Annotated in this window: 25 protein-coding genes and 6 tRNA genes; 16 read left to right on the top strand and 15 right to left on the bottom strand. The window is 43.7% G+C overall.

All coding sequences use genetic code 11. The annotated features are described in order from the left end of the window. Window positions 1–46 precede the first annotated feature (46 nt). Complete coding sequence (locus ABXT42_RS02620) at window positions 47–1,084, bottom strand: rod shape-determining protein (RefSeq protein WP_443628824.1); 1,038 nt, start codon at window positions 1,082–1,084, stop codon at window positions 47–49. Between the two features lie 285 nt (window positions 1,085–1,369). Here ABXT42_RS02620 and gatC point away from each other — a divergent pair, with 285 nt between their 5' ends. From gatC to gatB, 3 genes are read left to right on the top strand one after another with little or no spacing between them, the layout of a single operon-like run. Further along, window positions 1,370–1,657 carry an Asp-tRNA(Asn)/Glu-tRNA(Gln) amidotransferase subunit GatC gene (gatC, locus tag ABXT42_RS02615; RefSeq protein ID WP_443628823.1) on the top strand — a complete coding sequence of 96 codons (288 nt, stop codon included), beginning with the start codon at window positions 1,370–1,372 and terminating at the stop codon, window positions 1,655–1,657. Between the two features lie 31 nt (window positions 1,658–1,688). Beyond that, on the top strand, window positions 1,689–3,173 hold the full coding sequence (gene gatA / locus ABXT42_RS02610; protein WP_443628822.1) for an Asp-tRNA(Asn)/Glu-tRNA(Gln) amidotransferase subunit GatA: 1,485 nt from the start codon (window positions 1,689–1,691) through the stop codon (window positions 3,171–3,173). A gap of 2 nt (window positions 3,174–3,175) precedes the next feature. Then, window positions 3,176–4,627 carry an Asp-tRNA(Asn)/Glu-tRNA(Gln) amidotransferase subunit GatB gene (gene gatB, locus ABXT42_RS02605; RefSeq protein WP_443628821.1) on the top strand — a complete coding sequence of 484 codons (1,452 nt, stop codon included), beginning with the start codon at window positions 3,176–3,178 and terminating at the stop codon, window positions 4,625–4,627. A gap of 47 nt (window positions 4,628–4,674) precedes the next feature. Here gatB and ABXT42_RS02600 read toward each other — a convergent pair whose 3' ends face one another. Both ABXT42_RS02600 and udk read right to left on the bottom strand, forming a co-directional pair. Further along, a complete protein-coding gene (locus ABXT42_RS02600; RefSeq protein WP_443628820.1) occupies window positions 4,675–5,199 on the bottom strand; it encodes a glycine cleavage system protein R in 525 nt (174 codons plus the stop codon). A 28-nt stretch (window positions 5,200–5,227) separates the two neighbouring features. Further along, the gene (gene udk, locus ABXT42_RS02595) at window positions 5,228–5,836 is read right to left on the bottom strand and encodes a uridine kinase (RefSeq protein ID WP_443628819.1); all 609 of its coding nucleotides are present in this window, start codon (window positions 5,834–5,836) and stop codon (window positions 5,228–5,230) included. A gap of 46 nt (window positions 5,837–5,882) precedes the next feature. Between udk and ABXT42_RS02590 the strand changes: the two genes are divergently transcribed. Together ABXT42_RS02590 and greB are read left to right on the top strand one after the other, a co-directional pair. Further along, on the top strand, window positions 5,883–6,599 hold the full coding sequence (locus ABXT42_RS02590; RefSeq protein ID WP_443628818.1) for a 16S rRNA (uracil(1498)-N(3))-methyltransferase: 717 nt from the start codon (window positions 5,883–5,885) through the stop codon (window positions 6,597–6,599). Next, entirely contained in the window at window positions 6,596–7,126 is a 531-nt protein-coding gene (gene greB / locus ABXT42_RS02585) for a transcription elongation factor GreB (RefSeq protein ID WP_443628817.1), read from the top strand. The genes ABXT42_RS02590 and greB overlap by 4 nt, the downstream gene beginning before the upstream one ends. 30 nt (window positions 7,127–7,156) lie before the next feature. Here greB and ABXT42_RS02580 read toward each other — a convergent pair whose 3' ends face one another. After that, on the bottom strand, window positions 7,157–8,566 hold the full coding sequence (locus ABXT42_RS02580; RefSeq protein WP_443628816.1) for an MFS transporter: 1,410 nt from the start codon (window positions 8,564–8,566) through the stop codon (window positions 7,157–7,159). Window positions 8,567–8,604: 38 nt separating this feature from the next. On the opposite strand from ABXT42_RS02580, the gene ABXT42_RS02575 reads away from it, so the two are divergent. Next, entirely contained in the window at window positions 8,605–9,567 is a 963-nt protein-coding gene (locus ABXT42_RS02575; protein ID WP_443628815.1) for a DUF1853 family protein, read from the top strand. 19 nt (window positions 9,568–9,586) lie between these two features. On the opposite strand, the gene ABXT42_RS02570 is transcribed toward ABXT42_RS02575, so the two are convergent. The 7 genes from ABXT42_RS02570 to hemA form a co-directional block, all read right to left on the bottom strand. Then, window positions 9,587–9,662, bottom strand: a tRNA-Lys gene (locus ABXT42_RS02570). A gap of 142 nt (window positions 9,663–9,804) precedes the next feature. Then, window positions 9,805–9,880, bottom strand: a tRNA-Lys gene (locus tag ABXT42_RS02565). Between the two features lie 113 nt (window positions 9,881–9,993). After that, window positions 9,994–10,084: transfer RNA gene (locus ABXT42_RS02560), tRNA-Ser, on the bottom strand. A gap of 101 nt (window positions 10,085–10,185) precedes the next feature. Beyond that, complete coding sequence (locus ABXT42_RS02555; RefSeq protein WP_443628814.1) at window positions 10,186–10,932, bottom strand: HesA/MoeB/ThiF family protein; 747 nt, start codon at window positions 10,930–10,932, stop codon at window positions 10,186–10,188. After that, a complete protein-coding gene (prmC, locus tag ABXT42_RS02550) occupies window positions 10,929–11,822 on the bottom strand; it encodes a peptide chain release factor N(5)-glutamine methyltransferase (protein ID WP_443628813.1) in 894 nt (297 codons plus the stop codon). Before prmC ends, ABXT42_RS02555 begins: the two co-directional genes overlap by 4 nt. A 10-nt stretch (window positions 11,823–11,832) precedes the next feature. Next, window positions 11,833–12,924 (bottom strand): peptide chain release factor 1, encoded by a 1,092-nt coding sequence (gene prfA / locus ABXT42_RS02545; RefSeq protein WP_443628812.1) that lies wholly within the window; start codon window positions 12,922–12,924, stop codon window positions 11,833–11,835. Then, window positions 12,921–14,222: a glutamyl-tRNA reductase gene (hemA, locus tag ABXT42_RS02540; RefSeq protein WP_443628811.1), complete on the bottom strand. Its 1,302-nt coding sequence runs from the start codon at window positions 14,220–14,222 to the stop codon at window positions 12,921–12,923. Before hemA ends, prfA begins: the two co-directional genes overlap by 4 nt. 228 nt (window positions 14,223–14,450) lie before the next feature. Here hemA and ABXT42_RS02535 point away from each other — a divergent pair, with 228 nt between their 5' ends. The 10 genes from ABXT42_RS02535 to ABXT42_RS02490 all read left to right on the top strand — a co-directional run bounded on the left by ABXT42_RS02535 (window position 14,451) and on the right by ABXT42_RS02490 (window position 22,336). After that, on the top strand, window positions 14,451–16,205 hold the full coding sequence (locus tag ABXT42_RS02535) for a tetratricopeptide repeat protein (protein ID WP_443628810.1): 1,755 nt from the start codon (window positions 14,451–14,453) through the stop codon (window positions 16,203–16,205). Then, window positions 16,186–16,923, top strand: coding sequence for a lipoprotein insertase outer membrane protein LolB (gene lolB, locus ABXT42_RS02530; RefSeq protein ID WP_443628809.1), 738 nt, complete (start codon window positions 16,186–16,188; stop codon window positions 16,921–16,923). The genes ABXT42_RS02535 and lolB overlap by 20 nt, the downstream gene beginning before the upstream one ends. Before the next feature lie 59 nt (window positions 16,924–16,982). Then, window positions 16,983–17,057, top strand: a tRNA-Gln gene (locus tag ABXT42_RS02525). Between the two features lie 64 nt (window positions 17,058–17,121). Beyond that, window positions 17,122–18,066: a ribose-phosphate pyrophosphokinase gene (locus ABXT42_RS02520; RefSeq protein WP_443628808.1), complete on the top strand. Its 945-nt coding sequence runs from the start codon at window positions 17,122–17,124 to the stop codon at window positions 18,064–18,066. A 109-nt stretch (window positions 18,067–18,175) separates the two neighbouring features. After that, window positions 18,176–18,766, top strand: a complete 591-nt coding sequence (locus ABXT42_RS02515) for a 50S ribosomal protein L25/general stress protein Ctc (RefSeq protein WP_443628807.1) — start codon at window positions 18,176–18,178, stop codon at window positions 18,764–18,766. A 79-nt stretch (window positions 18,767–18,845) separates the two neighbouring features. Then, entirely contained in the window at window positions 18,846–19,442 is a 597-nt protein-coding gene (gene pth / locus ABXT42_RS02510; protein ID WP_443628806.1) for an aminoacyl-tRNA hydrolase, read from the top strand. 36 nt (window positions 19,443–19,478) lie between these two features. Further along, window positions 19,479–20,570: a redox-regulated ATPase YchF gene (ychF, locus tag ABXT42_RS02505; protein ID WP_443628805.1), complete on the top strand. Its 1,092-nt coding sequence runs from the start codon at window positions 19,479–19,481 to the stop codon at window positions 20,568–20,570. Between the two features lie 91 nt (window positions 20,571–20,661). Next, window positions 20,662–20,738: transfer RNA gene (locus ABXT42_RS02500), tRNA-Met, on the top strand. Window positions 20,739–20,763: 25 nt separating this feature from the next. After that, window positions 20,764–20,838 (top strand) — tRNA-Gln (locus tag ABXT42_RS02495). 364 nt (window positions 20,839–21,202) lie between these two features. Continuing rightward, on the top strand, window positions 21,203–22,336 hold the full coding sequence (locus tag ABXT42_RS02490; RefSeq protein WP_443628804.1) for a M14 family metallopeptidase: 1,134 nt from the start codon (window positions 21,203–21,205) through the stop codon (window positions 22,334–22,336). Between the two features lie 31 nt (window positions 22,337–22,367). On the opposite strand, the gene ABXT42_RS02485 is transcribed toward ABXT42_RS02490, so the two are convergent. The 4 genes from ABXT42_RS02485 to ABXT42_RS02470 all read right to left on the bottom strand — a co-directional run bounded on the left by ABXT42_RS02485 (window position 22,368) and on the right by ABXT42_RS02470 (window position 24,560). Continuing rightward, window positions 22,368–22,775: a PaaI family thioesterase gene (locus ABXT42_RS02485; protein WP_443628803.1), complete on the bottom strand. Its 408-nt coding sequence runs from the start codon at window positions 22,773–22,775 to the stop codon at window positions 22,368–22,370. A gap of 89 nt (window positions 22,776–22,864) precedes the next feature. Beyond that, the gene (locus tag ABXT42_RS02480) at window positions 22,865–23,911 is read right to left on the bottom strand and encodes an aldo/keto reductase (RefSeq protein WP_443628802.1); all 1,047 of its coding nucleotides are present in this window, start codon (window positions 23,909–23,911) and stop codon (window positions 22,865–22,867) included. A gap of 24 nt (window positions 23,912–23,935) precedes the next feature. Beyond that, on the bottom strand, window positions 23,936–24,124 hold the full coding sequence (locus ABXT42_RS02475) for a DUF2986 domain-containing protein (RefSeq protein WP_443628801.1): 189 nt from the start codon (window positions 24,122–24,124) through the stop codon (window positions 23,936–23,938). A 73-nt stretch (window positions 24,125–24,197) separates the two neighbouring features. After that, window positions 24,198–24,560 (bottom strand): sirohydrochlorin chelatase, encoded by a 363-nt coding sequence (locus tag ABXT42_RS02470; protein WP_443628800.1) that lies wholly within the window; start codon window positions 24,558–24,560, stop codon window positions 24,198–24,200. Between the last annotated feature and the right edge of the window lie 6 nt (window positions 24,561–24,566).

Raw genomic sequence — 24,566 nt, 5'->3', positions numbered from 1 at the left:
GATTGCTTAAGCTACCCCGCCGTTGTGTTATTGGTAGCTAGATCATTTAGTCTCTAGCCAGTAAATCAAAGGTGCTGTCATCAAGCATTTGCAAAACTCTACCGCCACCCCTTGCAACACAGGTCAAAGGATCTTCAGCTACTATAACTGGCAAGCCAGTTTCTTCACTGATTAAACGGTCTAAATCTCTTAGCAATGCGCCACCACCGGTCAGCACAATACCACTTTCTGCAATATCAGAAGCAAGCTCTGGTGGTGAGTGCTCTAAAGCGCTTTTCACAGACTGAACAATAGTTGAAAGCGGCTCTTGCAGTGCTTCCATAATTTCGTTGCAGTTTAGCGTGAAGCTACGCGGAATACCTTCTGCTAGATTTCGGCCTCTTACGTCTATTTCTAAAACATCAGACCTAGGGTAAGCAGTACCAATTTCTTGTTTGATACGTTCAGCTGTTGCTTCACCGATTAACGAACCATAGTTACGACGCACATAAGCGATGATAGATTCATCAAACCGGTCGCCACCTACACGCACTGATTCTGAATAAACCACCCCATTAAGGGATATGATAGCTATTTCAGTGGTACCACCACCAATATCGACCACCATAGAACCACTGGCCTGCTCTACTGGCAGTCCCGCCCCGATGGCTGCTGCCATAGGCTCTTCAATTAAGTAAACTTCACGTGCCCCAGCCCCCATCGCAGACTCTTTGATAGCCCTTCGCTCAACTTGCGTAGACTTACAAGGTACGCAAACCAGCACTCTTGGGCTAGGAGTCATCCAACTGTTTTCGTGCACTTTATGAATAAAGTGCTGCAACATTTTTTCCGTCACATGAAAATCTGCAATCACACCATCTTTTAAAGGGCGAATGGCAGTAATGTTGCCAGGTGTTCTACCTAACATACGTTTAGCGTCAGCACCCACTGCAGCAACGCTTTTTTGATTTCCATGAGTACGAATTGCCACAACAGAGGGTTCGTTTAAGACAATGTCTTTATCGCGCACGTAAATGAGGGTGTTGGCCGTGCCTAAATCAATGGACAGGTCGCTAGAAAATAGACCGCGTATTTTTTTAAACATGCTAATTTATTGGCTCTAATCGGAGAATAATGGCGATCTTCATAAATCGCTGCTACTAAGGGTTAAATATTAACAATCAAGGGGCGTTTGAGCAAGGTTAATCCGTTTTCCAACGGCTCTATTTATGATAAATTAGAGCCCTGTTTTACCGCTAATACATTTGCTGTAAATTAAATTAAGGTTGCGCTTCCATTTGACAGCACAACAACACTAGCATTCGAGTGTTTTTAAGCTAAAAAGTTCAATAACATTTGTATGATTAAATACCGCTAAGTCGAGAATATTATGGCCATAGAAAACGCCGACATCGAAAAAATTGCTGTTCTTGCTCGTTTGCAAGTCGATCCCAATGAAATCAACGATTATACCAACAGCATTTCTAGCATTTTGTCTCTTATAGACCAAATGCAGCAGGTTGATACTAATGGCATAGAGCCATTGTCCAACCCTCATGATGCCACCCAGCGCCTGCGTGAAGACATAGTCACTTGCGATAATCAGCGTGACGCTTTTATTGCCATTGCTCCAGCCACACAAGACGGCTTGTACCTAGTCCCTAAAGTACTAGATTAACGTATTAGATTAACAAAGCGACCGTATAATCATGACCTCTAAAACCCTCGATCAAATTTCTAAGGATTTAGCTGCTGGAACTTATTCTAGCCGTGAAATCACTCAGGACACCATTGCCGACATTAAAACACGCGACCCCATCTACAATAGTTTTATTAGCTTGTCAGAAGATCTTGCTTTAGCTCAAGCAACTGCAGCTGATGCGCGCATTAAAGCGGGTACCGCAGACATTCTTACTGGCGTGCCTTTTGCTCACAAAGATCTATTTTGCACCCAAGGCCACGTTACTACAGCGGCCTCTAAAATGCTGGCCAACTTTGTACCACCCTATGAGTCTACTGTGGGCCAACGTTTATTAACTGCTGGTGCTGTATGTGTGGGTAAAACCAACATGGATGAGTTTGCCATGGGCTCTTCCAACGAAAATAGCTTTTTTGGTGCTGTTAAAAATCCATGGGACTTAACCGCTGTGCCTGGAGGGTCTTCAGGTGGATCTGCTGCTGCCGTGGCAGCAGGTCTTGTGCCCGCAGCCACGGGCACCGATACCGGCGGATCTATTCGTCAACCCGCATCATTTTGTAATTTAACAGGTATAAAGCCTACATACGGACGTGTCTCGCGCTTTGGAATTATTGCTTATGCGTCTAGCCTAGATCAGGCTGGGCCTATGTGCCAAAGTGCGCAAGACGCAGCAATGATGCTTAATGTCATGGCAGGTTTTGATGACCAAGACTCCACCAGCGTAAACCAAGAAACTCCAGATTACACTGCAGATCTAAACTTACCTCTTACGGGGCTAAAGGTAGGTCTACCTAAAGAGTTTTTTGGCGCAGGCCTTAACCCTCAAGTGGCCCAGTGCATTATGGCTGCTGTAAAAGAAATTGAAGCCCTTGGTGCTCAAATTATTGATATTAGTCTGCCTAACTTAGAGTTATCAATCCCTGCATACTATGTGATCGCACCATCAGAAGCCTCCTCTAACCTGAGCCGATTTGATGGCGTTCGCTATGGTTATCGCTGCGATCAGCCAACAGATTTGATGGATTTTTATTGTCGTACTCGTGCGCAAGGCTTTGGCACCGAAGTGAAGCGCCGCATTATGGTGGGAACTTATGCCTTATCTGAAGGTTATTACGATGCCTACTATGTTAAAGCGCAACGCATCCGTCGCATGATTAAAGACGACTTTGCCCGCGCACTATCTCAAGTAGATGTGATTATGGGGCCAGTCGCCCCAACACCAGCATTTGATTTGGGCAGCAATACCAAAGACCCTGTAGCGATGTATTTAGAAGACATCTACACCTTGTCTGCCAACATGGCAGGCATTCCAGCCATGTCTACACCTGCAGGTTTTGTCAACGGTCGCCCAGTGGGATTGCACATCATGGGTAACTATTTTGCTGAAGCCAAACTTTTGAATATTGCGCATCAATATCAGCAAGTTACTGATTGGCACTTACAAAAACCCCCATCAACCGGCCTAGCTGCCTCTAACCAAGAAAAGGGAGCTTAATTATGACTTGGGAAATTGTTATTGGTTTAGAGATTCACGTTCAATTAGCTACAAAAACAAAGCTATTTTCGGGTGCTAAAATAGGCTTTGGTGCAGCACCAAATACTCAAACCACTTTGGTAGATTTGGGTATGCCGGGCGCATTACCAGTGTTTAACGAAGCTGCTTTACGCATGGCTGTGACTTTTGGCACTGCTATAGATGCACAAGTGTGCAAACACTCTGTATTTGCTCGAAAAAACTACTTTTATCCAGATTCGCCAAAAGGCTATCAAACTAGCCAAATGGATCACCCTATTGTAGGTTTGGGTCATTTGGATATTCAACTAGAGGACGGCACAACCAAACGCATTGGTGTCACCCGTGCGCACCTTGAAGAAGATGCTGGAAAGTCATTGCACGAAGACTATGATGGCATGACTGGCATTGACCTAAACCGCTCTAGCACCCCTTTGCTAGAAATCGTCTCTGAGCCAGATATGCGTAGCGCCAAAGAAGCCGTCGCCTACATGCGAAAGATGCACGCTATTGTAACCACTATAGGCATTTCAGATGGCAATATGGCGCAAGGTTCTATGCGTTGCGACGCCAACGTATCACTGCGTCCTAAAGGGCAAGAAAAACTTGGTACCCGTACTGAATTGAAAAACATCAACTCATTTAAATTTATTGAACGCGCCATTAATATAGAAGTGGAAAGGCAGATTGATATTTTGGAAGATGGTGGCAAAATTGTACAAGAAACCCGCCTTTACGATGCCGATAAGAACGAAACACGGCCTATGCGCAGCAAGGAAGAAGCCAACGATTATCGTTATTTCCCTTGCCCTGATTTACTACCTATCGAAATTGATGACGCCTACATTGAAGCTATTCGCCAAAGCTTGCCAGAACTGCCAGACCAGCGTAGTGCACGTTTTGTAAGCACACTTGGTTTGAGTGAATATGATGCTGCTGTATTGTCTTCATCCAGACACTTAGCTGATTATTTTGAAGCTGTTGTTGATGTGTGTGATGACGCCAAACTGAGCGCCAACTGGGTGATGGGTGAAGTCGCTAAATACATGAATCAAAATAATATTGAAATTGAACAATGCCCAGTAAGTGCAGCCCGCCTTGGCCAGCTTATTTGCCGCATTAAGGATGATACGATTAATGGCAAGGGTGCTAAAACTGTCTTTGAAGGCTTGTGGAATCAAACGGGTGAAGTGGATGAAATTATTGCTTCCAGTGGTCTTAAGCAGGTCAACGATGTCTTTGCTATTGATTTAATGGTGGATGAGGTTATTGCCAACAATCCCAAACAAGTAGCACAATACTTGGAAGCCCAAGAAGACAAAAGAGGTAAAATGCTAGGCTTCTTTATGGGCCAAGTAATGAAAGCCTCTAAAGGCTCTGCTAATCCAGGCCAAGTCAATGGCCTATTAGCCAAAAAGCTAAACGCGCTGTGTTAGCACGCTCAGCTTAGTTTGAGAGTAAAACTGCGCTTTTAACGGCAGTTTTACTCCTCATCAGCAAGAGCTAAGTCCACCATCAAGTCATCAGATAAACCTTCAAGTGCTTGCTGTAGGTTATCCATGTCAAAGTCTTTTGAGACTAACAATTGAGCCCCAGCAACAAACATCTCTCCACCAGACATTGATGCACTAACTACTTCTGTATCTAAACTTTGCACACTGACATGTTGTGCTACAAACACATTCGACACTTCACGCATGATGCCTGGCTTGTCATGACAAGTCAGGTCTAACCAAATAGTGTGTTGATTGTCAGCTTCAGGTGCATCTACACTTTCGTTTAAAGTAACCGCCATACCATGCTTACTTAACTCACGTAAATCCTTCTCAAGAGCGGGAATTAAGGATTCGTCAACATTGACTGTAAGAATGCCGGCAAATTGACCACAAAGATGGGCCATACTAGACTCTTCCCAGCTGGCATCATGAGTGTAAATAACTTCAGAAAGCATTTGCACAAGGCCTGGACGGTCTGCACAGATGGCAGTGAGTACTAAGGTTTTATTCATTATCGTCTCCAATTGGTAGTTGTATCAGCTAGATCAGCATTTGTGCGACCCGAGCTTTTAATAATTCTATGGCTGCCGGGTTTTCACCCCCCTCTGGTACAATTAAATCAGCAAACCCACGAGAAGGAGAAATATGGTTAAAATAACCAGGCCTTACTGTGGCTTGATATTGCGCCAAAACTGACTGTAAATCTCGGCCTCTGTCGTTTACATCACGCTCTAAGCGTCTAATTAAACAAACATCCAATGGAACATCCATAAAGATGCGTAGATTAAACAAAGATCGCAACCGCTCTTGCGTGAACAACAAAATACCCTCAACAATTAACACTTTACAAGGTTTCATTAACACTGTCTGTGACAAACGTAAGTGTTCATGAAAACTATAAACAGGCTGCTCAATGGTTTGCCCCATAGATAGTGCCTCAAGGTGCTGGGCCATCAGATCATGATCCATTGCATCTGGGTGATCATAATTGGTCAGGTTACGCTGATCTTTAGATAAGTTGTGTTGGTCTTTGTAATAGCTGTCTTCTGACATCATCATGACTTGATCTGCCCCAAACCCGTCCATTACATTTTTTGCCAATACGCTTTTACCAGAAGCCGATGCTCCTGCAATACCAATAATAACCACACAAACTCCAACACATATATCGAATCACCCATTATACTGTGACGCTATGAATATACTACTTTTTAACGCTAGCGAACTGTCTCATACGAGACAGATCATAATTAACGACCTGCGTCGTCAAACTCATTTAGCTAAAGTGATCAAGCCTATTATTGGCGACACGATTAGAGTAGGTCAAATTAATGGCGCTATTGGTTTAGCAAAGGTCATTTCTCACACTCCACTTGAGACTCATTTAGAGGTCGTATTCAATCAAGCTAGCCCTGCGCCACTTGCACTAAAACTATTGCTTGCGATACCTAGACCCAAAATGATGCGCAGAATACTGCAGACCTGTGCTACTTTGGGTGTGAGCGAAATTACATTATTAAATAGTGCCAAAGTAGAAAAGAGCTATTGGCAAACACCCATTTTGCAACCCCAAAGCATTTATGACAACTTAATCTTAGGGCTTGAGCAAGCAGGTACCACACAGCTGCCTTTGGTGCACAAAGCGCAACTATTTAAACCTTACGTAGAAGATAAGCTTGATCAATGGGCAGGCCAAAGTCGCCGCCTTGTGGCCCATCCACGTGATGCCCACCAATGCCCCACTGCCAACCAACAAGCAACCACCTTGGCTATTGGCCCAGAAGGCGGGTTTACTGAGTACGAAGTGGATAAATTAATCCAGCAAGGCTTTACGCCCTTTTCCCTTGGGCCTCGGATCATGCGCGTAGAAACTGCAATTCCTGTAGCTATCTCAAGGTTATGTACATTATGAAATCTGCTAAACAACGCTTCGCTGGTCGCTACCGCGCGCCAGGCCCAAAACGCTCACCTTTAATTACTCCAGAAGGCGCAGCAGCACTTAAAGCTGAACTAGATGACTTGTGGCGCAATAAACGCCCCGTAATAACTCAAGCCGTAGGGGAAGCAGCCGCTTTGGGCGATCGTTCAGAAAATGCTGAATATATTTATGGCAAAAAAATGTTACGCGAAATGGACAGTCGCATTTTGTATTTACAACGTCGACTTGATCGCATCAAAGTAGTGGAAGGCACACCTGCAGATCCAAATAGAGTGTATTTTGGAGCTTGGGTTACATTAGTGGACGATGATGACAATGAACGCTGTTATCGTATTGTAGGAGCTGATGAGCTTAATCCAAGCTCAGGATTTATCAGCATAGACTCACCTCTTGCCTTAGCACTTATTGGCAAGCAATTAGATGATAGAGTAGAACTAAGCGACCTAGATAAAGGCTATGAAATTATTGCTATTGACTATAAAAGCGCTGCAGCTGAATAATAAACTGTAGCACTCATTAAATGATTTACCTTAATGAATAGTGCCTCGGCGATACGAAAAAATAGCCGCAATCAAGGCATAACCCATCGACAAAGCCATGGTGACTTTAATTACAAACAACAGTTCAGGATAAAGCTCCAAGGTGATGGCTGCACCACCCATGGTCACGCTAAAAAGTGTCATTACTATAGCAGAGCTCACCATATTACCCATAGTTCGCGCTAAGTTAAGCAATACCGCAGCAATACTCAACTTATCAGCTGCCACCGAGCCTATGGCTGCATTGTTATTAGGTGATGAAAAGAAACCAAAGCCCAAGCCTAAAAACACCAATGCCAGCATTACATAATGCAATGAAGTTTGCATATCCAGCCTAAACAACATGCCATAACCAATAACAAAAAAACCACATCCTATGGTGGATAGTATTCGTGGTTCAAAACGATCAGATAGGCGGCCAGTAATAGGCGCTAATACCATCATTATGAGGGTTTGTATTAATACAATTTGACCTGTTTCACTAGGACTTAAGCCATGAATGTATTGTAAATATAGGCTCAGTAAAAACACCATAGAAAAGCTAGAGCCATAAATAAAGAACGCTGATAGCAAAGAACGGTTAAATATGCGATTAGCCCGCAATGCAGAGAGCTTTACCAAGGGTGATGGCGCCCTGGATTGATGCCATACGAAAAAGGCCAATAACACCAAGCCAAATAGAGCTAACAAAGCAAAACGCCAGTCTGTTAAGCGTGACAAACCAAGCATAAAAGCACTCACCCACGCAGCAAAAATCAAACTCCCTTGCCAATCAAACGCCACTCTTACTTGCGACTTCCAGTCACCTTTAACATACACAAATAAAACCACTAAACACAAAATTAAGACACCAGTGGGTGCCCAAAACACACTTTGCCAACCCCAATGCTGGGTTAACCAACCTCCTATTAATGGACCAAGAGTGAGCCCAAGGTATACAGACGATGCCGCTATCCCTAAAGCTTGGCCTCGATTAGAGTTGGCATAAACTACACCAATAATCGCCATGCTAGTGCCATAAACCATAGAGCTAGAAATGCCTTGCACCACTCGGATAAGCAACAAAGAGGTAATAGATTGTGGCAGCAGTACGCACAAAGAAGACAGGATAAATAGTATTATGCCAGTGACAAACATGCGTTTTCGCCCAACGATGTCTGCAAGGCGGCCTATAGGTAATAAGAAAACTACATTACCCCACAACATAGCCACAGGAATCCAGCTCACCGCAATTGCACTGGCTTGCAAATCAAAGGCTATGCGAGGAATAGCGATATTGACCGCAGAAAGAGCTAGAGAACATACCACCATTACCAAACCTACACTCACTAACGCCATTCTTCGAGCGTTAGGTGTTTGATCATAATAGGATTGTAGTTGTGTCGCGTTCATCTGTGCCATTATACTCCCTTATCAAACAGTAAGTTAGGGTGTCTATTGTGGGCCAACAAGATCAATACAACCATGAAACTGGCAATCCCATTGAAGTTGATATCCAAGTTGACTTAGATTGGCTGTTACAAAGCCAACCCCTTATGTTGGCCACACCCACAGTAAGCTTATTTATTCCTCAAGATATTACCGTCGAACCCAAAGTAGCCATGAATCGCTTGGTAACTTACCCTGCACAGCCCGCCTATCGCTTGGGCAAACATTTTGAAGATTGCGTCGAACATTTATTCAACGCATCCAAAAACAACCACATTATTGCCAGAAACTTGGTGATTCAAACACCCCAACGAACCCTTGGCGAGTTAGATCTTATTTATCGAAATAGTGCCAGCGAAGTTGTGCACTTAGAGCTTTCGATAAAGTTTTATTTACTCACTAAGGGCGGCTCTAGGCTAGAAGATTTTATTGGCCCAGCGGGGCGAGACCGCTTAGACCTTAAGTGGGATAGGTTACGCCAACACCAGCTTCCATTGAGCCACACTGAGCAAGTATTAGATTTCTTACAGCAACAGTGCTTACCCCTGCCAAGTCACCGTCAGCTGCTGTTAACGGGCATCTTGTTCTATGCCTATGAAAACTGGCACTCCACCACTGTCAAAGACATTGGTGTTGACCCAAATCATCAGCGTGGTTGGTGGCTAGAGCACCATGAACTTGAGCAGATTAAACCCATTGAGGGGTTAGAACGAGGGTTTATTATTTTACCCAAGTGGCATTGGATCGGTGGACCACGTCATTATAGCGACCCTGTTCCTATTAACCACGAAACACTCATTCAACTTACAACCGCAGATTCTTGGCCAAACATGGTTCTGGTATATGAACGCGCTTACCCATTACACACTCGCCACTCCCATGATATTGGTGAGGCTGACCACTTACTTGAACCCTGGGTCTTTAAGCATCGTGGTTTAGTTTTAGCCACAAAAAAGCCCCCGCTAGTTGCCTAGCGAGGGCTGTTTCTTATGATGGTGGGTCGTGGGCGGCTCGAACGCCCGACCAATTGGTTAAAAGCCAACTGCTCTACCAACTGAGCTAACGACCCAAATTCTCTGCGGGGCTTGGTAGACTGCGCCCCTTACTTTTTAATAATAAATAAACTTTAATAGTTTAAAAATTATGTCCACACAACCTATTACTGTACAGCAATAAACTGACCAACATTTACCGGTTGATACGATTTAATATGGTGGGTCGTGGGCGGCTCGAACGCCCGACCAATTGGTTAAAAGCCAACTGCTCTACCAACTGAGCTAACGACCCAAATTCTCTACGGGGCTTGGTAGATTGCGCCCCTTAATACTAATACGCAATATAAAAACCTATTACGTTACTACTCAAATATGATTAAAAACATCACACCTGCACAAATAAAATGGCGGAGGAGGAGAGATTCGAACTCTCGGTGGGCTACAAACCCACGACGGTTTTCAAGACCGTTGCATTCGACCACTCTGCCACCCCTCCGCAGAGAGCGCGTATAGTAAACCATTGAGATTTAGAGTCAAGCCTCTACAGCCGAACAAACCCAAAAAACACTAAAAAAGGATAAAAAAAATGAGATTTGATTAATTTTCACCACAGCTTACGCAATTCATGTCTTTAGCTAGGCTAAAAGTTTGCCAGTGCATCGTTTTTGCTTCCAATAACAACAGCTTACCCACTAATGGTTCCCCGAAGCTAGAAAGCACCTTTATGGCTTCCATCGCTTGAGTTGCTCCAATAATCCCAACAAGTGGTGCCATCACACCGTTAGTTGAACAGCTACCTTGCTGATCTCCTGTAAGTTGAGTTAAGCAGTGATAACAAGGTGTATTAGGTTGGCGAGGATCCACAACTGTAATCTGGCCTTCCATACGAATAGCAGCGCCAGAAACAAGAGGTGTGTGGCTTTGCAAGCAGGCTTTATTAACCGCTAGGCGTGTCGCTAAATTATCACAACAATCCAATACCACATCAGCCTTTATTACTTCTTTTAGTAACGCACTAGCTTCAAGCCGACTGTTGATCGTCACTACCAACACATCACTATTAAGTGCAGCAATACTTTGCTTGGCCGACAAGACTTTACTTGTACCTATATCAGCTTCACCATGAATAATTTGGCGCTGTAAGTTGGACTGATCTACCACATCATCATCAACCAATACCAAAGTACCCACACCTGCAGATGCCAAATACAGTGCCACAGGGCTGCCCAAACCTCCTAGACCGATAATCAGCACCCTAGCGCTTAGTAATTTTTGCTGCCCTTGATAGTCAAAATCTGGCAGCATGATTTGCCTACTATAACGCTGCAGCTGCTCATCATTCATAATTTAGCTCCTGCATTAGCTGACCATTGGCCAAAAGTCACTCGGTCTTGGCCATTATAATCTTTACGCGTAGTGACATGATTAAATCCTAAACTGGCTAATAGTTTAGCTACTTTTTCGCCTTGATCGTAGCCGTGCTCAAATGCCAACCACCCATCTACTTCCAATAATTGTGCCGCTTGCTGCGCAATGGTTTCGATGTCTGCCATGCCATGGTTATCAGCCACAAGGGCAGATAAGGGCTCATAGCGCACATCACCTTGATTTAAATGGGGGTCTTGGGCATCGATGTAAGGAGGATTACTAACAATACAGTGCAGGGGTTTAGAGTCGTCTTTCACCCACCCATGGGCCCAGTTACCTTGGCAAAATTTAACTTGCTCTAAACTGGAGCTAAACCCGTTAGCTTTCGCAAGATTCACAGCAGCTAATGATTGATCCACACCTACTATTTGCCAATAGGGATTTTCGCTAGCCAAAGCTAGTGCGATAGCACCGCTGCCCGTACCTAAATCTAAAACACTGGCGCAACGGGGTAAATTTAACTCAAGCACTATTTCAACTAACAGCTCAGTTTCTGGGCGAGGAATCAAGGTGGATGCATCAACTTGTAAGTCTAAACTCCAAAAGCCTTGCGTGCCCAACAAGTGAGCTACAGGCTTGCCCAAGCAGCGCTCTTGTACCAAAGCTTCAAACCCACTCCACTGCTCCATACTTAGAAGCTTGTCTGGCCAAGCATGGAGGCTAGCATTAGTCACATCTAGCACCTTACATAACAGAAGCTGGGCATCCAAAGCAGGGCTTTGGGTGGGCTGAGCTGCTGTAGAAAAACTTAACTTGGCCCAAGCTAATGCGCGTTGGCGCGTGTAGTTAGGGCCAGAGTTAGACATTATGTTCGAACTAACCTTCATTTTCTGCTAGAGAAGCCAACAGATTGGCTTGATGCTCATTGCTTAGTGGTTCAATAATGCAGTTCACATCACCTTCCATAATATCACCCAATTTATAAAGAGTGAGGTTTATGCGGTGATCTGTTACCCGACCTTGAGGATAGTTATAGGTGCGTATTCTCTCAGACCGGTCACCACTACCTACCAAACTTTTACGGGCATCTGCTTGTTCTGCTGCAACTACTTCTTGCGCACTAGAAAGCAGCCTAGAAGCCAAAAGGGACAGAGCACGGGCTTTGTTCTTATGCTGAGACCTTTCGTCCTGACACTCTACTACAGTGCCTGTGGGCAGGTGAGTGATACGAATAGCTGAGTCTGTTTTGTTAACGTGCTGACCACCAGCACCAGAGGCCCTAAAGGTATCAATACGAAGGTCGCCTTTATTGATATCAACTTCATCGACCGAGTCTACTTCTGGCATGACAGCCACAGTGCAAGCAGAAGTATGGATGCGCCCTTGTGACTCTGTTTCTGGCACCCGCTGAACACGATGAGCACCTGACTCAAATTTAAGACGTGAATACACATCATTGCCTACCATGCGCAAGATGATTTCACGATAGCCACCATGCTCGCCTGCGTTTTGACTAATAATCTCGACCTTCCAGCCCATATTTTCAGCATAGCGTGTATACATACGGTAAAGATCTCCAGCAAAAATAGCCGCTTCATCTCCACCTGTGCCTGCACGAACTTCTACAAAGGTGTTGTGGGTGTCATTAGGATCTTTGGGTAATAAAAGCTTTTGCAGGTCTAGCTCTAGCTCTGCTTGACGCTTTTTACCATCTTGAATTTCTTCCTCAGCCATGGCTTTCATTTCAGCGTCATCTTCAGCCAACATAAGCTTGGCTTCTTCCATATCAGCTTGCAACTGAACGTATTGGCCGTAGTTATTAACTACGTCTTCAAGCTCTGCGTATTCTTTGGAATAAGCTCTAAATTTATCCTGATCCATAATCACTTCGGCTACACCCAATAGGGCTTCTAGTTCTTCATAGCGATCTTGTAGGCGTTCTAATTTACTAAGTATTGAGGCTTTCATAAGGTTTTATTCAAATCAAACATGGTTTGCAATAAGGCTAGACTTTTATCATCACCTAAGGCACTGGCTTTTTTTAATTGCACCGTAGGTGCATGCATCATTTTATTGGTGAGGGATCTAGCAAAACGCTGCATAACCATCTCTACTTCCCCACCTTTAGCTAACAGCGCTATCGCGCGCTCCAACTCTTCATCTCTTATCGCTTCCATTCGCTGTCTATAATCGCGAATACTATCCACTGCATCTAGTGCACGCTCTGACTCTAGATAGGCTAACAACCCTTCTTCTATCATCACTTCAGCAGCTTTTGCAGCCTCTTGACGAGAACGCATACCTTCGTCGATGACATCTTTTAAATCATCCACGGTATATAAATAAACATCATCAAGTTGGGCCACTTGCGCTTCTATATCACGAGGCACTGCGATGTCCACCATAAACATCAACTTATGTTTACGCTCTTTAAGTGCTAGCTCTACTGCGCCTTTACCTAATATGGGCAATTGGCTGGCAGTAGAGGAAATTACAATATCAGCAGCAGCTAAATGATCTGGAATATCTGCTAACAAAACCGCTTGTGCATTAAATTCATGAGCCAACTCTTGCGCCCTAGCTAACGTGCGATTAGCTACAATAATTTTCTTTAGCCCTGCATCATGTAAATGACGAGCTACTAGCTCTATGGTTTCACCAGCACCAATGAGCAATGCAGTTTGATCTTGTAAATTAGCAAAAATTTGCCGCGCCATAGCCACTGCAGCAAAGGCTACAGACACTGGATTCTCACCAATAGCCGTATGAGTGCGCACATATTTAGCCATATTGAAGGCACTTTGAAACATGCGGATTAAATGGCTGGTGGCGGTTTTTTCTTGTCGTGCTACAGAAAAACTAGACTTTAACTGGCCAAGAATTTGTGGCTCTCCCAACACCATAGAATCTAGGCCACTTGCCACTCGCATCATGTGTTTAACAGCTTGGTCGTCTTGCTGAAAGTAGCTGTGGTGCTTTACTTGGTCTAAAGGAACCTGATGGAAGTCAGATAACCATTTGGCAATCACATGACCAGACTCAATACTTAATTGCGCATCCTGCTGAATAACTTTTTCAGCACCCAAGTCCAGCCTGCCATAAATCTCTGTGCGATTACAGGTAGATAAAATAGCCGCTTCTAACACCCCTTCTTGACTCACTAACTGCTGTAAAGCAGCCGCAGTAATTTCTGGCGCGAAGGCAAGCTTTTCACGCATATCAACAGAGGCTGTGGTGTGGTTAATGCCGAATACAAACAAAGTCATGATGGTCTGCGGATGCCAAACAGTTACGAAACGCTAAAAAAACTATTATACCCGAAACTTAACCGCCTCCATAGCAAACAAAGCGCCTAAGTAAGGGCTATTGTATTTGCGCCCTACTAATCACAAAAAAGCGGTTTAATATTTATCATTTTGTGGTTACGCGAGTATTGTGTAAAGGCCCCCATTTGATACACTTAATCATTACTGCACTAGCAAAGAAACTTAATTTTGTCGGGATTGCCATCACTTTACTTATTCTTCAACATTCACTGGGGTGCCCGCCTTGTAGGTGTTGTCATTGCCTGCGTTATGGTTATAAGTTGTAGCAGCACAAGTAATAGTGCAATCAAAATTGGCAACATAGAAACTGAGCAAAATTTACCAAGCCCTAAGCATAACCTCACTACTGCGCAGCTATCTAAGCTTTTAATAGGTGAACTATCATTACAAAGAGGCGATTACAAAACCTCAACAACACAACTGATTGAAGCTGCCAAATCAACCCAAGACCTAAACACCGCCATACGAGCCACATATTCAGCACAGCTTTCTCAAACACCAGACCTTCTCATTCAAGCTAGTTTTTTATGGAGCCAGCTTGCACCCCAAGACCCACTTCCCTGGCAATACATCGCTCAGGCACAAAGCCTTAACCAACAATTTGAAAAAACCATAGATGCTTTAGAAAAAGAGCTTAAACGTGGTGGTGGTGGTGAAGGATTGGTTCGTGTAGCGAACTTAAGTACTGACGTAAGTCAAAAAGGTTTACAGCATCAATTCCAGTTATGGCTAGGCACCTACCCAAGTCACAAAAAGATTTATTACGCACTGGCTATTTTGGCAAAAAAATTAGACCAAACTGATCAGGCTATAGCGCATATAGAAACATCACTATCATTTGATGAAAGGTACCTTGAAGCGCAATTTTTTTATGGGGATTTATTAATTCAAAGTAATGATCTGGACGGTGCAGATCGTTATTTGTCCCAATATACTAGACCACTGGAGCAGGCTCCTAGCGTGTTGATTAATCAGCATGCTCAAACATTTACGCTAATGCGTCGCCCTGTTTTGGCATATGAATATTTCAAAGAGCTAACAAGGCGCCAGCCCAATCACTTTTACTTTCAATATTCAGCGGGCCTTTTAGCCTATGAAAATAATGATTATTCAGCAACGATTTCTTATTTAAAAAAAGCTATAGAGCTTGACCCAACCAAGCACAGCGCATTCTACTATATGGCCCTAAGTGCCCTTCGTGAAGAGCTGCCCAATCAAGCTATCGGTTTTTTAAGTCAGATAAACCAAGGCCCTGATCGAGTCAACGCCCTCAACTTGCTGGTTGAACTAGAGGCCCCCAACACACTTTCAAGGGCTTCATATTTTCTCCAGATGCGCGATCAAAACCAAGATTTAAGCCCACATATTTTTGCTTTAGAAATAAGCTATCTACAACAAGCACAAGACTTTGAAGCAACTACACAGACCTACCAAAAAGCATTACATAAACACCCCAATAATATTTCACTTTTATATGCCTACGCCTTATTTGCCGATTCACTTCATCAATTTGATATCACCGAACAAATGTTACAGCGCATTATCGACATAGAACCTAATCACGTTAACGCACTTAATGCCTTGGGCTATTCCTATGCAGAACGCAATATAAAGCTTAAAGAAGCCCAAGCATTGATTCTCAAAGCACTCGCCCTAGATCCTAAAAACCCTGCCATTATGGATAGCCTAGGCTGGGTGAAATATCGGCTAGGACATTTGAGACAATCCCTAAATTTACTCTCTCAAGCCTATGATATAATGCCCATAGCAGAAATGGCAGCTCACTTGGGTGTTGTAAAATGGGCTCTTGGAGACACTCAAGGTGCTTTTAATACATGGAACCTTGCACTTGAAAAAGAGCCTGATAATGCGCTTATTAAACAAGCCATCTTGGATGCACAAAATGAATTCCAAAAGGATTAGAGGTTTTAAAAACCTCATACGGATCACCGTTTTAGGCTTAGCCTCCATAGGCATCGCAGCCTGCAGTACCGCACCTTTAAGCAGCCTTCCATCTATAGCAACAGCAGCCAATGCCTACTCACCGTTTTCATACAAACAAAAGCAACTAGAACAGCTTGTGCAGTGGGACGTTGAAGGTAAATTAGCTGTTTATGTTAATAATAAGAATAATTCTGGCCTAATGACGTGGCGCCAAAGAGGCAATGAATTTGATTTATTAATTAATGGCCCCTTGGGCAGCGGCCAACTGCGCATAGAAGGTAAACCAGGCTTGGTCATTGCTACCAGCAACAAAGACCAAGTCACCTCCAACACTATTGAGAATCTATTTGAACAAGAATTTGGGTGGTCATTCCCTATGCAGGACTTACACTATTGGGTTAGAGGCATTCCAAAGCCTAATAGTGTGGCAAAAATAAGTTACAATCCACAAGGTGATGCAAGCACAATAGAGCAATCAGGCTGGCATGTGACCTACCATTCTTATAACAAACTCACTACCCTGCCTTATATTCAAGAAGACTCCTTAGTTACTTTAGCAATGCCCAAGAAGATTGAAATTATTGGCGAGGATATCCGTCTTATTTTAGTACTAAAAAGTTGGAGCAACTTGTCTCCCTTTCCTAGCCCCAATTTAAGCGCTAACCTTAGCCCTAAGCTTGCGCCAAACCGACAGTGAAGGCACAAATTATGTTGACATTAGAAACCAATTCCGCGAAAATATGCGCGTGAAATTTATGGGATATCGCCAAGCGGTAAGGCAACGGGTTTTGATCTCGTCATGCGCTGGTTCGAATCCAGCTATCCCAGCCACATTCCAATTCGTAAGCATTGGCTTGCGTCTTAATAACCATAAAAAAGCATAGGTGCCCCCAAGGTGTCAAAACTAAAAGTTTTTACCGGCAGTGCCCATCCAGCATTAGCCCAAATGGTTGTAGATCGTTTAGGTGTCCCTCTTGGTGAAGCTAAAGTGTCCACCTTTAGCGATGGCGAATGTGCTATTGAATTACTGGAAGACGTGCGTGGCAAGGATGTATTCATCATCCAGCCTACTTGCGCACCTACCAACAGTAACCTAATGGAACTGATTTTAATGGCTGATGCCATGCGCCGAGCTTCTGCTGCCCGTGTAACGGCAGTGGTACCTTACTTTGGATATGCACGCCAAGATCGTCGCCCCCGCTCTGCTCGTGTGCCTATAAGCGCACGCGTTGTGGCTAACATGATGGCTCGTTCTGGTATTGACCGGGTATTAACTGTCGACTTGCACGCCGAACAAATTCAAGGTTTTTTCGACATTCCAGTAGACAACGTTTTTGGCTCTCCTGTTTTATTGGATGAGATTACCAAACAAGATTATGACAACCCTTTAGTTGTATCACCAGATGTTGGAGGCGTTGTACGCGCTCGTGCTGTTGCCAAACAGCTCAACACAGATTTAGCAATCATTGACAAACGTCGTGAGAAAGCTAATGAATCTCAAGTGATGCACATCATTGGTGATGTTACAGATCGTACCTGCATATTAGTAGATGATATGTGTGATACAGCAGGCACTTTATGCAAAGCAGCAGATGCATTGAAGGCTAATGGCGCCAAGCGTGTTGTAGCTTACGCTACTCATCCTGTGCTATCTGGTGCTGCAGTTGATAACATCAGTAACTCATCGCTTGATGAACTAGTAGTAACTGACACTATACCGCTATCTGAGGCCAGCAAAGCCTGTAGCAAAATTCGCCAACTAACCATGGCTGATTTATTAGCAGAATCTGTCCGCAGAGTTTGCAACGAAGAATCCATTAGCGCGATGTTTCGCACCTAAAATTAGGTCGTAAACGCGCGTTGATACTATCGGCCTTTAATAAGGCCATTTTAACCGTCCTATAGTGCACCGGTCGCAAGTGCCCTGGACAATAAATAAGGAAAGACAAATGTCTATCTCTCTAAATGCTGAAGCCCGTGATGACTTGGGGAAAGGTGCGAGCCGCCGCCTACGTCGTCTAACTGGCGGTACACCTGCTATCGTTTTTGGTGGTGCAAAAAACCGTAAGCCTCAATCTGTTACCTTGGTTCATAAAGACCTTTGGAAAGCTTCTGAAACAGCAGGCTTTTACAGCTCTGTAATCACTCTAAACATTGCTGGCAAAGAAGAGCCTGTAATTGTTAAGGATATTCAGCGCCACCCAGCCAAAAATGAAATCCAGCACGTTGACTTTTTGCGTGTAACCAAGTCAAACCTAATCAACATCTTAGTTCCTTTAAGGTTTATAAATGAAGCAAGTGCACCTGCCATTAAGATCCAAGGCGGCACAGTTTCTCATGCGAAAAGCGAAGTTGAAATCACTTGCTTGGCAGCAAATTTACCAGAGTGTCTAACTATAGACATGCAAGATGTAGCTATCGGTGGCATTGTTCACCTTTCAGATATCGTATTGCCAAAAGGCGTAACGATTCGCGCATTGCGTTTAGGTGATGACCACAACCAAGCTATCGCAACTATCAGCGGCTCTAAAGGCAGCTAATACTGCATTACTTAATTGTTGCTGTATAAGCGCCTTTGTTATTCACTTAACAAAGGCGTTTTTATTTGGAGCCCAGACTATGTCTAACTCTACATCTGATGTACCGATAAAACTCATTGTAGGTCTAGGTAACCCTGGCACTCAATATGAGCAAACTCGTCACAACGCAGGTAAAGACTGGCTTATACAACTGGCCAAACAAGAAGGCATTAGCTTGACCACAGAAAAACGCTTTTTTGGTGACTATGGCCAAGGCTTTGTGGATGGACAAAAGCTACACTTACTGGCTCCAAATACATTTATGAATTTAAGTGGTCAAGCTGTACAAGCGCTTTGTAGCTTTTATAAGATTGATACGCAAAATATTCTTGTTGCCCATGACGAGCTAGACCTACCAGCTGGCACTGCACGCCTCAAGTTAGGTGGTGGTCACGGGGGACATAATGGTTTACGAGATATTATCAGCAAACTCAGTGGTGATAAAAATTTCCACCGCTTACGCTTAGGTATCGGTCATCCTGGCAACGCCAAACTGGTAGCGAGTTACGTATTAAAAAAAGCGCCTCTTGAAGAGCGCATCAGCACCCAGCATTCGATGGATAAAGCAATGAAAGCTATTCCACAGGTGATGTCTGGGCAGTGGCAAAAAGCTATGAATGACCTGCACACAAGCTAAAAAGCGGTCTAACTAATTTATTACTAGAGGTATCCCATGGGATTCAATTGCGGCATTGTAGGCCTACCTAACGTTGGCAAATCTACGTTATTTAACGCCCTTACCAAATCTGGCATCAGCGCAGAAAATTTTCCATTTTGCACTATAGAGCCCAACGCAGGTGTAGTGGCTATGCCAGACCCTCGCTTAGATGCTTTAGCTGCCATTGTTGATCCAGAGCGTGTGATGCCCACCACTATGGAATTTGTGGACATTGCAGGCTTAGTAGAAGGCGCATCCAAAGGTGAAGGCTTGGGCAATAAGTTTTTAGCTAACATCCGTGAAACCGATGCTATCGCTCACGTTGTGCGTTGCTTTGAAGATGAAAACGTCATTCACGTATCAAACCGTATCGATCCAATAGATGACATCGGCATTATCAATATGGAGCTGGCTTTAGCCGATTTAGATTCAGTAGAAAAACAGAAGGCTCGCGTACATCGTGTGGCTCGCACTGGAGATAAAGAAGCCCAAACTATTATGGCGCTTTTAGAAAAACTAGAAGGCCCACTAAGTGAAGGCGTTGCTGTGCGCTCACTAGATTTAAATGATGATGAGTTAGCGATGGTGAAATCCTTTCACCTACTTACAACCAAACCGACGATGTATATTGCCAACGTTGCCGATGATGGTTTTGAGAACAACCCACACCTAGACGCAGTTAAAGCTTATGCAGACACCGAAGGTGCTCAAGTTGTTGCTGTTTGTAACCAAATTGAAGCTGAAATCAGTGAATTAGACGATGAAGATAAACGTGAGTTTTTATCAGATATCGGCATGACAGAGCCAGGCTTAGACCGTGTCATTCGTGCAGGTTACGAACTACTTAAGCTTCAGACCTACTTTACTGCAGGTGTCAAAGAAGTGCGCGCTTGGACTGTAAAGCAAAATGCTACAGCACCTCAAGCAGCTGGTGTAATCCATACAGACTTTGAAAAAGGCTTCATCCGTGCAGAAGTTGTAGGCTATGAAGACTTTATTGCCGGCAACGGTGAGCAAGGCGCAAAAGAAGCTGGAAAGTGGCGCTTAGAAGGCAAAGAGTACCGAGTAAAAGACGGCGATGTAGTGCACTTCCGATTTAATGTGTAAAAGCTTTGTTTGTGGGTGTTGACAGCACCCCCAAAACAAGGAATAATTCGCGTCCTCAAGTGCAGCCACTGTGCTTGAAAACGGTCAAAATGGCTATGTAGCTCAGTTGGTTAGAGCACATCACTCATAATGATGGGGTCACTAGTTCGAATCTAGTCATAGCCACCATTTTGATCAATATGTAAGACATTTCTGGGATATCGCCAAGCGGTAAGGCAACGGGTTTTGATCTCGTCATGCGCTGGTTCGAATCCAGCTATCCCAGCCATTTGTTGCTTTATATATTACAAAAATCCTAGATCAAAAAACCCATTACTTTGTCTGAACCCTCATCAGTTTGATGACTGTGTTTTATGTGATTGCGATTGAACTTGAAAATGCTTAAAGTAGCACTTTAGTCAGTGCAAGCTAAGGGACATTTATCACACACCTTGATGCTCCAATTACACGCCCTCAGGCCATATGAGGATACACCCGCCCACTACGAAAGATTACTCTGAATTAGCTACTGAGAGGCTTTTTGAGGCGCTGATAACCACCTCTATACCCAGATCTAATTACACGCAAGATTGCACGCTAATGCAAACTTCACATTTCACTAAATTCAAGTGGCCCCAGCGAAGGAAAAGCTCATGAGCATTTATATTAACAGCAAGTTTGATAGCGGCAATATTGAGATTATCGATGCCAACAGCAACCCCATTGAGCTTGCCATACGTCATGATAATCAATCCGATTTTTATCAGTGGTTTCACTTTACCGTTACTGGAGCTAAAGGCAAAAATAACTTAGAGATAAGCCTCACCAATGCCTCAGGTGCAGCTTTCCCAGAGGGCTGGCAATACTTTCAAGTGGTGGCATCCTACGATAAGCAAGAGTGGTTTAGGGTCACCACGCGCTATGAAAACGGCCAATTAACCTTTAGCCATGCAGCAGAGCATGACCTAGTTTGGTATAGCTTTTTCACACCTTACTCATGGGAACGCCACCAAGAACTTATTGGATGGGCACAAACCTACCCTTCATGCACTCTTACAAGCCTAGGTAATAGCCTAGAAGGTAGGTCTTTGTCCCTTTTGACTATTGGTGATGACGCCCCTCAAAAAAGAAAAATATGGCTCACTGCTCGTCAACATCCTGGTGAAACCATGGCTGAGTTTGCGATAGAGGGGTTATTACAAAAATTATTAGATGTAAATGATTCATGTAGCCGCGCACTGCTTGAAAGTGCTGTATTTTACATTATTCCAAACATGAATCCGGACGGCAGCGTGCTAGGGCATCTACGAACTAATGCAGCAGGAGTTAATCTTAATCGTGAGTGGCTAAATGCCTCTATGGCCCAAAGCCCAGAAGTGTTTTTAACACAACAAAAAATGCGTGAGACTGGTGTCGATCTTTTTATCGATTGTCACGGAGACGAAGAAATTCCTTACGTATTTTTAGTTGATAACCAAGGCATCCCTGGATATGGACCTAGACTGGCCAATCTAGAAGCAAACTTTAAACAGCAATTACTCACCAGTAATCCAGACTACCAAACAAAATACGGCTACGACATCGATGAACCCGGTCAAGCAGATCTTTCACTTGCAAGCACCTATGTAGGGCATACCTATAATTGCTTATCATTCACCTTGGAAATGCCATTTATCGATAATTTTAATCGACCAGACCCAATTTATGGCTGGTCTGCACAACGCAGTCGCGACATGGGTGCAGCCTTATTACCAGCTATGCTGGCTGTCATTAAAGAGCTAAGGTGATGCTATAACCTTAGTTTTTACCTACAAAAGCTTAAGTTTTAGCAGGCAAAGCATAGGTACCCATCACATGGGCTACTGGCTTTTCATCTCCCCTAGAGTAAAGCATCACCTCCCCCATCACTAGCGTACGGCCCACTTTAATTAATTTACAGTGAGCCACTATGGCTTTATCTGCCGAAGGTTTTCTTAAAAAATTGATGGATAAGTTTGACGTCACTGCCAAAGCAACCAAACCTAGCTTGCCAAGCACAGCAGTATATAAAGCCACATCAGCCAAAGCCATCAGCACTGGCCCTGAAACGGTACCACCTGGACGCAGCTCATCAAAACCAACAGCATGGCTAACCACACTAGTGCAATCTCCAATGGATTCAATTACGCATTTGGATTGAGGAAACTCTTTTGCTAAAAAAGCTGAAATCTCTTGCTGGGTTGCCATAAGGGTACCTTTGAATTTGAATAACCACACAAACGTAATTTATAAATTTAAATCTGTGTAGATATAATGAGTGTAAGCACTTACCCTGTCTAAAAGGGCATGGGGTGTGACTTATGCGCCTTGGCGATATCAGCAAGGCATTCATCACTTAGTTTTACATCAGGAGTTTTAAGAATATGCTCAAGCTGCGCTTGATTTGTTGCACCAAAAATAGCAGAGCACATAAAGGGTCGAGTTAGACACCACGCAAGTGACATATGCACAACATCTACCCCATGCTTAGCAGCAATGTGCATATAAGCATCAACTGCTGGCCAAACACGGTTTGTAGTGCGCCCACCCAAATCTGCAGCAAGAGTTTTGCGTGACCCTGCAGGAGTGGCATTATTTTGATATTTACCCGTTAACAATCCCACCGCCAAAGGTGAAAACGCCATCAACCCAACCTCTTCGTTCATACTTAGTTCGGCTAGATCCGTGTCATACAATCGACACAAAAGTGAATATTCGTTTTGTATAGTTGCAACCCGGGGTAAATTTTTATCTTCTGACAAGCGTAACCACTGAGCAGTACCCCAAGCACTTTCGTTAGACAAACCAAAATGCCTTATATTACCTTTATCAACTTGTTTTTGAAGCGCTTCTAGGCAGTCTTCCATCTGCGCTAGTGTATCTTCTTTGCTTTGAGAGACAGGGTTGAAGTCCCAGTTTTTACGAAACATATAAGACCCGCGATTGGGCCAATGGAATTGATATAGGTCGATATAATCTGTTTGCAGTCTTCGCAAATTACCTTCGATAGCCTCAGGAATAGTCTGTGAGGATATGGCTGCCCCATTACGCGCATAGTTAAAACCTTCCCCAGAATGCTTGGTGGCCAAAACATAGTCTGTTCTGCGCGACTTATTTTTAGCATTCCAAGTGCCTAGTATTTCTTCTGTTTTGCCAACAGTTTTTTTTGAAATAGGGTTAACAGGGTACATTTCTGCTGTATCAACAAAATTTATGCCATTGGCTAGCGCACAATCTAATTGTGCATGCCCTTGGGACTCGGAGGTTTGGGTGCCAAAGGTCATCGTGCCAAGACATAATTCAGAAACCATGACGCCAGTGCGCCCCATAGGATTCATTTTCATTGTGCATATTTCCGTATAATTTTACTAAATAGCTACCGAAGCATTCTCATCTATAGCTCCCATTTCTAGCTTGGCTCGCTGCGCTTTACTAATGTATTTAGGCTTAACTTTAGTACTAGATTTAGCGTTATGCTTTTTGGCTTGCGCTTTTAAAATTTGTACGCCTTTTTTTCTACGATTCATTTGTGTCTGCTCTGTAATTAACTTGGCCATACTAGCAGCTTAGTTCATGTAACCAAAATATATGTGGCACTTATTAAAGTATCCTAAGACCTTAGCTGTTGAATTAGTGTTGGCAGGCTTGTGCAATAACAGAAGCCATCGCTTCAAAGGCACCGATGTGAGGCAAAACAGTTATTTTTTTATCAGGCCAAAGGCTCAATGCTTTGTTTATTTCTTCTGGTATGTCTTTAACCACGTGATTACCCGCTGATAAAAAATAAGGTAAAACAACCACCTCACTAGTTTCACCCTTAAACAACTCACCTAGCACGCTCTCTACAGAAGGCGATGCAAGCTCCAAAAAAGCCACCTCAACACCATCAAAACCCATATCTAATTCATCTGATACCAGAGCAACTAGAGCTCTTAATTCGTCGTTAGATGATTCTCTGCGGCTACCGTGAGCCGCAATTACTAATTGCCTCATATTTGT

Origin of the sequence: Candidatus Njordibacter sp. Uisw_002 (assembly GCF_047730155.1) — a bacterium.
Classification (GTDB): Bacteria; Pseudomonadota; Gammaproteobacteria; order Pseudomonadales; family Balneatricaceae; genus Njordibacter.
The sequence above is the reverse complement of the archived record's forward strand: the minus strand, read 5'-3'. Positions and strand labels throughout refer to the sequence as shown.

Bases quoted from the DNA above. Each gene is read 5' to 3' on its own strand.
- gatA (WP_443628822.1), top strand. From the start codon at position 1,689: ATGACCTCTAAAACCCTCGATCAAATTTCTAAGGATTTAGCTGCTGGA.
- ABXT42_RS02580 (WP_443628816.1), bottom strand. From the start codon at position 8,566: ATGGCACAGATGAACGCGACACAACTACAATCCTATTATGATCAAACA.
- ABXT42_RS02590 (WP_443628818.1), top strand. From the start codon at position 5,883: ATGAATATACTACTTTTTAACGCTAGCGAACTGTCTCATACGAGACAG.
- greB (WP_443628817.1), top strand. From the start codon at position 6,596: ATGAAATCTGCTAAACAACGCTTCGCTGGTCGCTACCGCGCGCCAGGC.
- ABXT42_RS02485 (WP_443628803.1), bottom strand. From the start codon at position 22,775: ATGGCAACCCAGCAAGAGATTTCAGCTTTTTTAGCAAAAGAGTTTCCT.
- ABXT42_RS02480 (WP_443628802.1), bottom strand. From the start codon at position 23,911: ATGAAAATGAATCCTATGGGGCGCACTGGCGTCATGGTTTCTGAATTA.
- ABXT42_RS02620 (WP_443628824.1), bottom strand. From the start codon at position 1,084: ATGTTTAAAAAAATACGCGGTCTATTTTCTAGCGACCTGTCCATTGAT.
- ychF (WP_443628805.1), top strand. From the start codon at position 19,479: ATGGGATTCAATTGCGGCATTGTAGGCCTACCTAACGTTGGCAAATCT.
- hemA (WP_443628811.1), bottom strand. From the start codon at position 14,222: ATGACTTTGTTTGTATTCGGCATTAACCACACCACAGCCTCTGTTGAT.
- ABXT42_RS02600 (WP_443628820.1), bottom strand. From the start codon at position 5,199: ATGAATAAAACCTTAGTACTCACTGCCATCTGTGCAGACCGTCCAGGC.
- gatB (WP_443628821.1), top strand. From the start codon at position 3,176: ATGACTTGGGAAATTGTTATTGGTTTAGAGATTCACGTTCAATTAGCT.
- ABXT42_RS02470 (WP_443628800.1), bottom strand. From the start codon at position 24,560: ATGAGGCAATTAGTAATTGCGGCTCACGGTAGCCGCAGAGAATCATCT.
- ABXT42_RS02515 (WP_443628807.1), top strand. From the start codon at position 18,176: ATGTCTATCTCTCTAAATGCTGAAGCCCGTGATGACTTGGGGAAAGGT.
- lolB (WP_443628809.1), top strand. From the start codon at position 16,186: ATGAATTCCAAAAGGATTAGAGGTTTTAAAAACCTCATACGGATCACC.
- ABXT42_RS02490 (WP_443628804.1), top strand. From the start codon at position 21,203: ATGAGCATTTATATTAACAGCAAGTTTGATAGCGGCAATATTGAGATT.
- prmC (WP_443628813.1), bottom strand. From the start codon at position 11,822: ATGTCTAACTCTGGCCCTAACTACACGCGCCAACGCGCATTAGCTTGG.
- gatC (WP_443628823.1), top strand. From the start codon at position 1,370: ATGGCCATAGAAAACGCCGACATCGAAAAAATTGCTGTTCTTGCTCGT.
- prfA (WP_443628812.1), bottom strand. From the start codon at position 12,924: ATGAAAGCCTCAATACTTAGTAAATTAGAACGCCTACAAGATCGCTAT.
- pth (WP_443628806.1), top strand. From the start codon at position 18,846: ATGTCTAACTCTACATCTGATGTACCGATAAAACTCATTGTAGGTCTA.
- ABXT42_RS02555 (WP_443628814.1), bottom strand. From the start codon at position 10,932: ATGAATGATGAGCAGCTGCAGCGTTATAGTAGGCAAATCATGCTGCCA.
- ABXT42_RS02475 (WP_443628801.1), bottom strand. From the start codon at position 24,124: ATGGCCAAGTTAATTACAGAGCAGACACAAATGAATCGTAGAAAAAAA.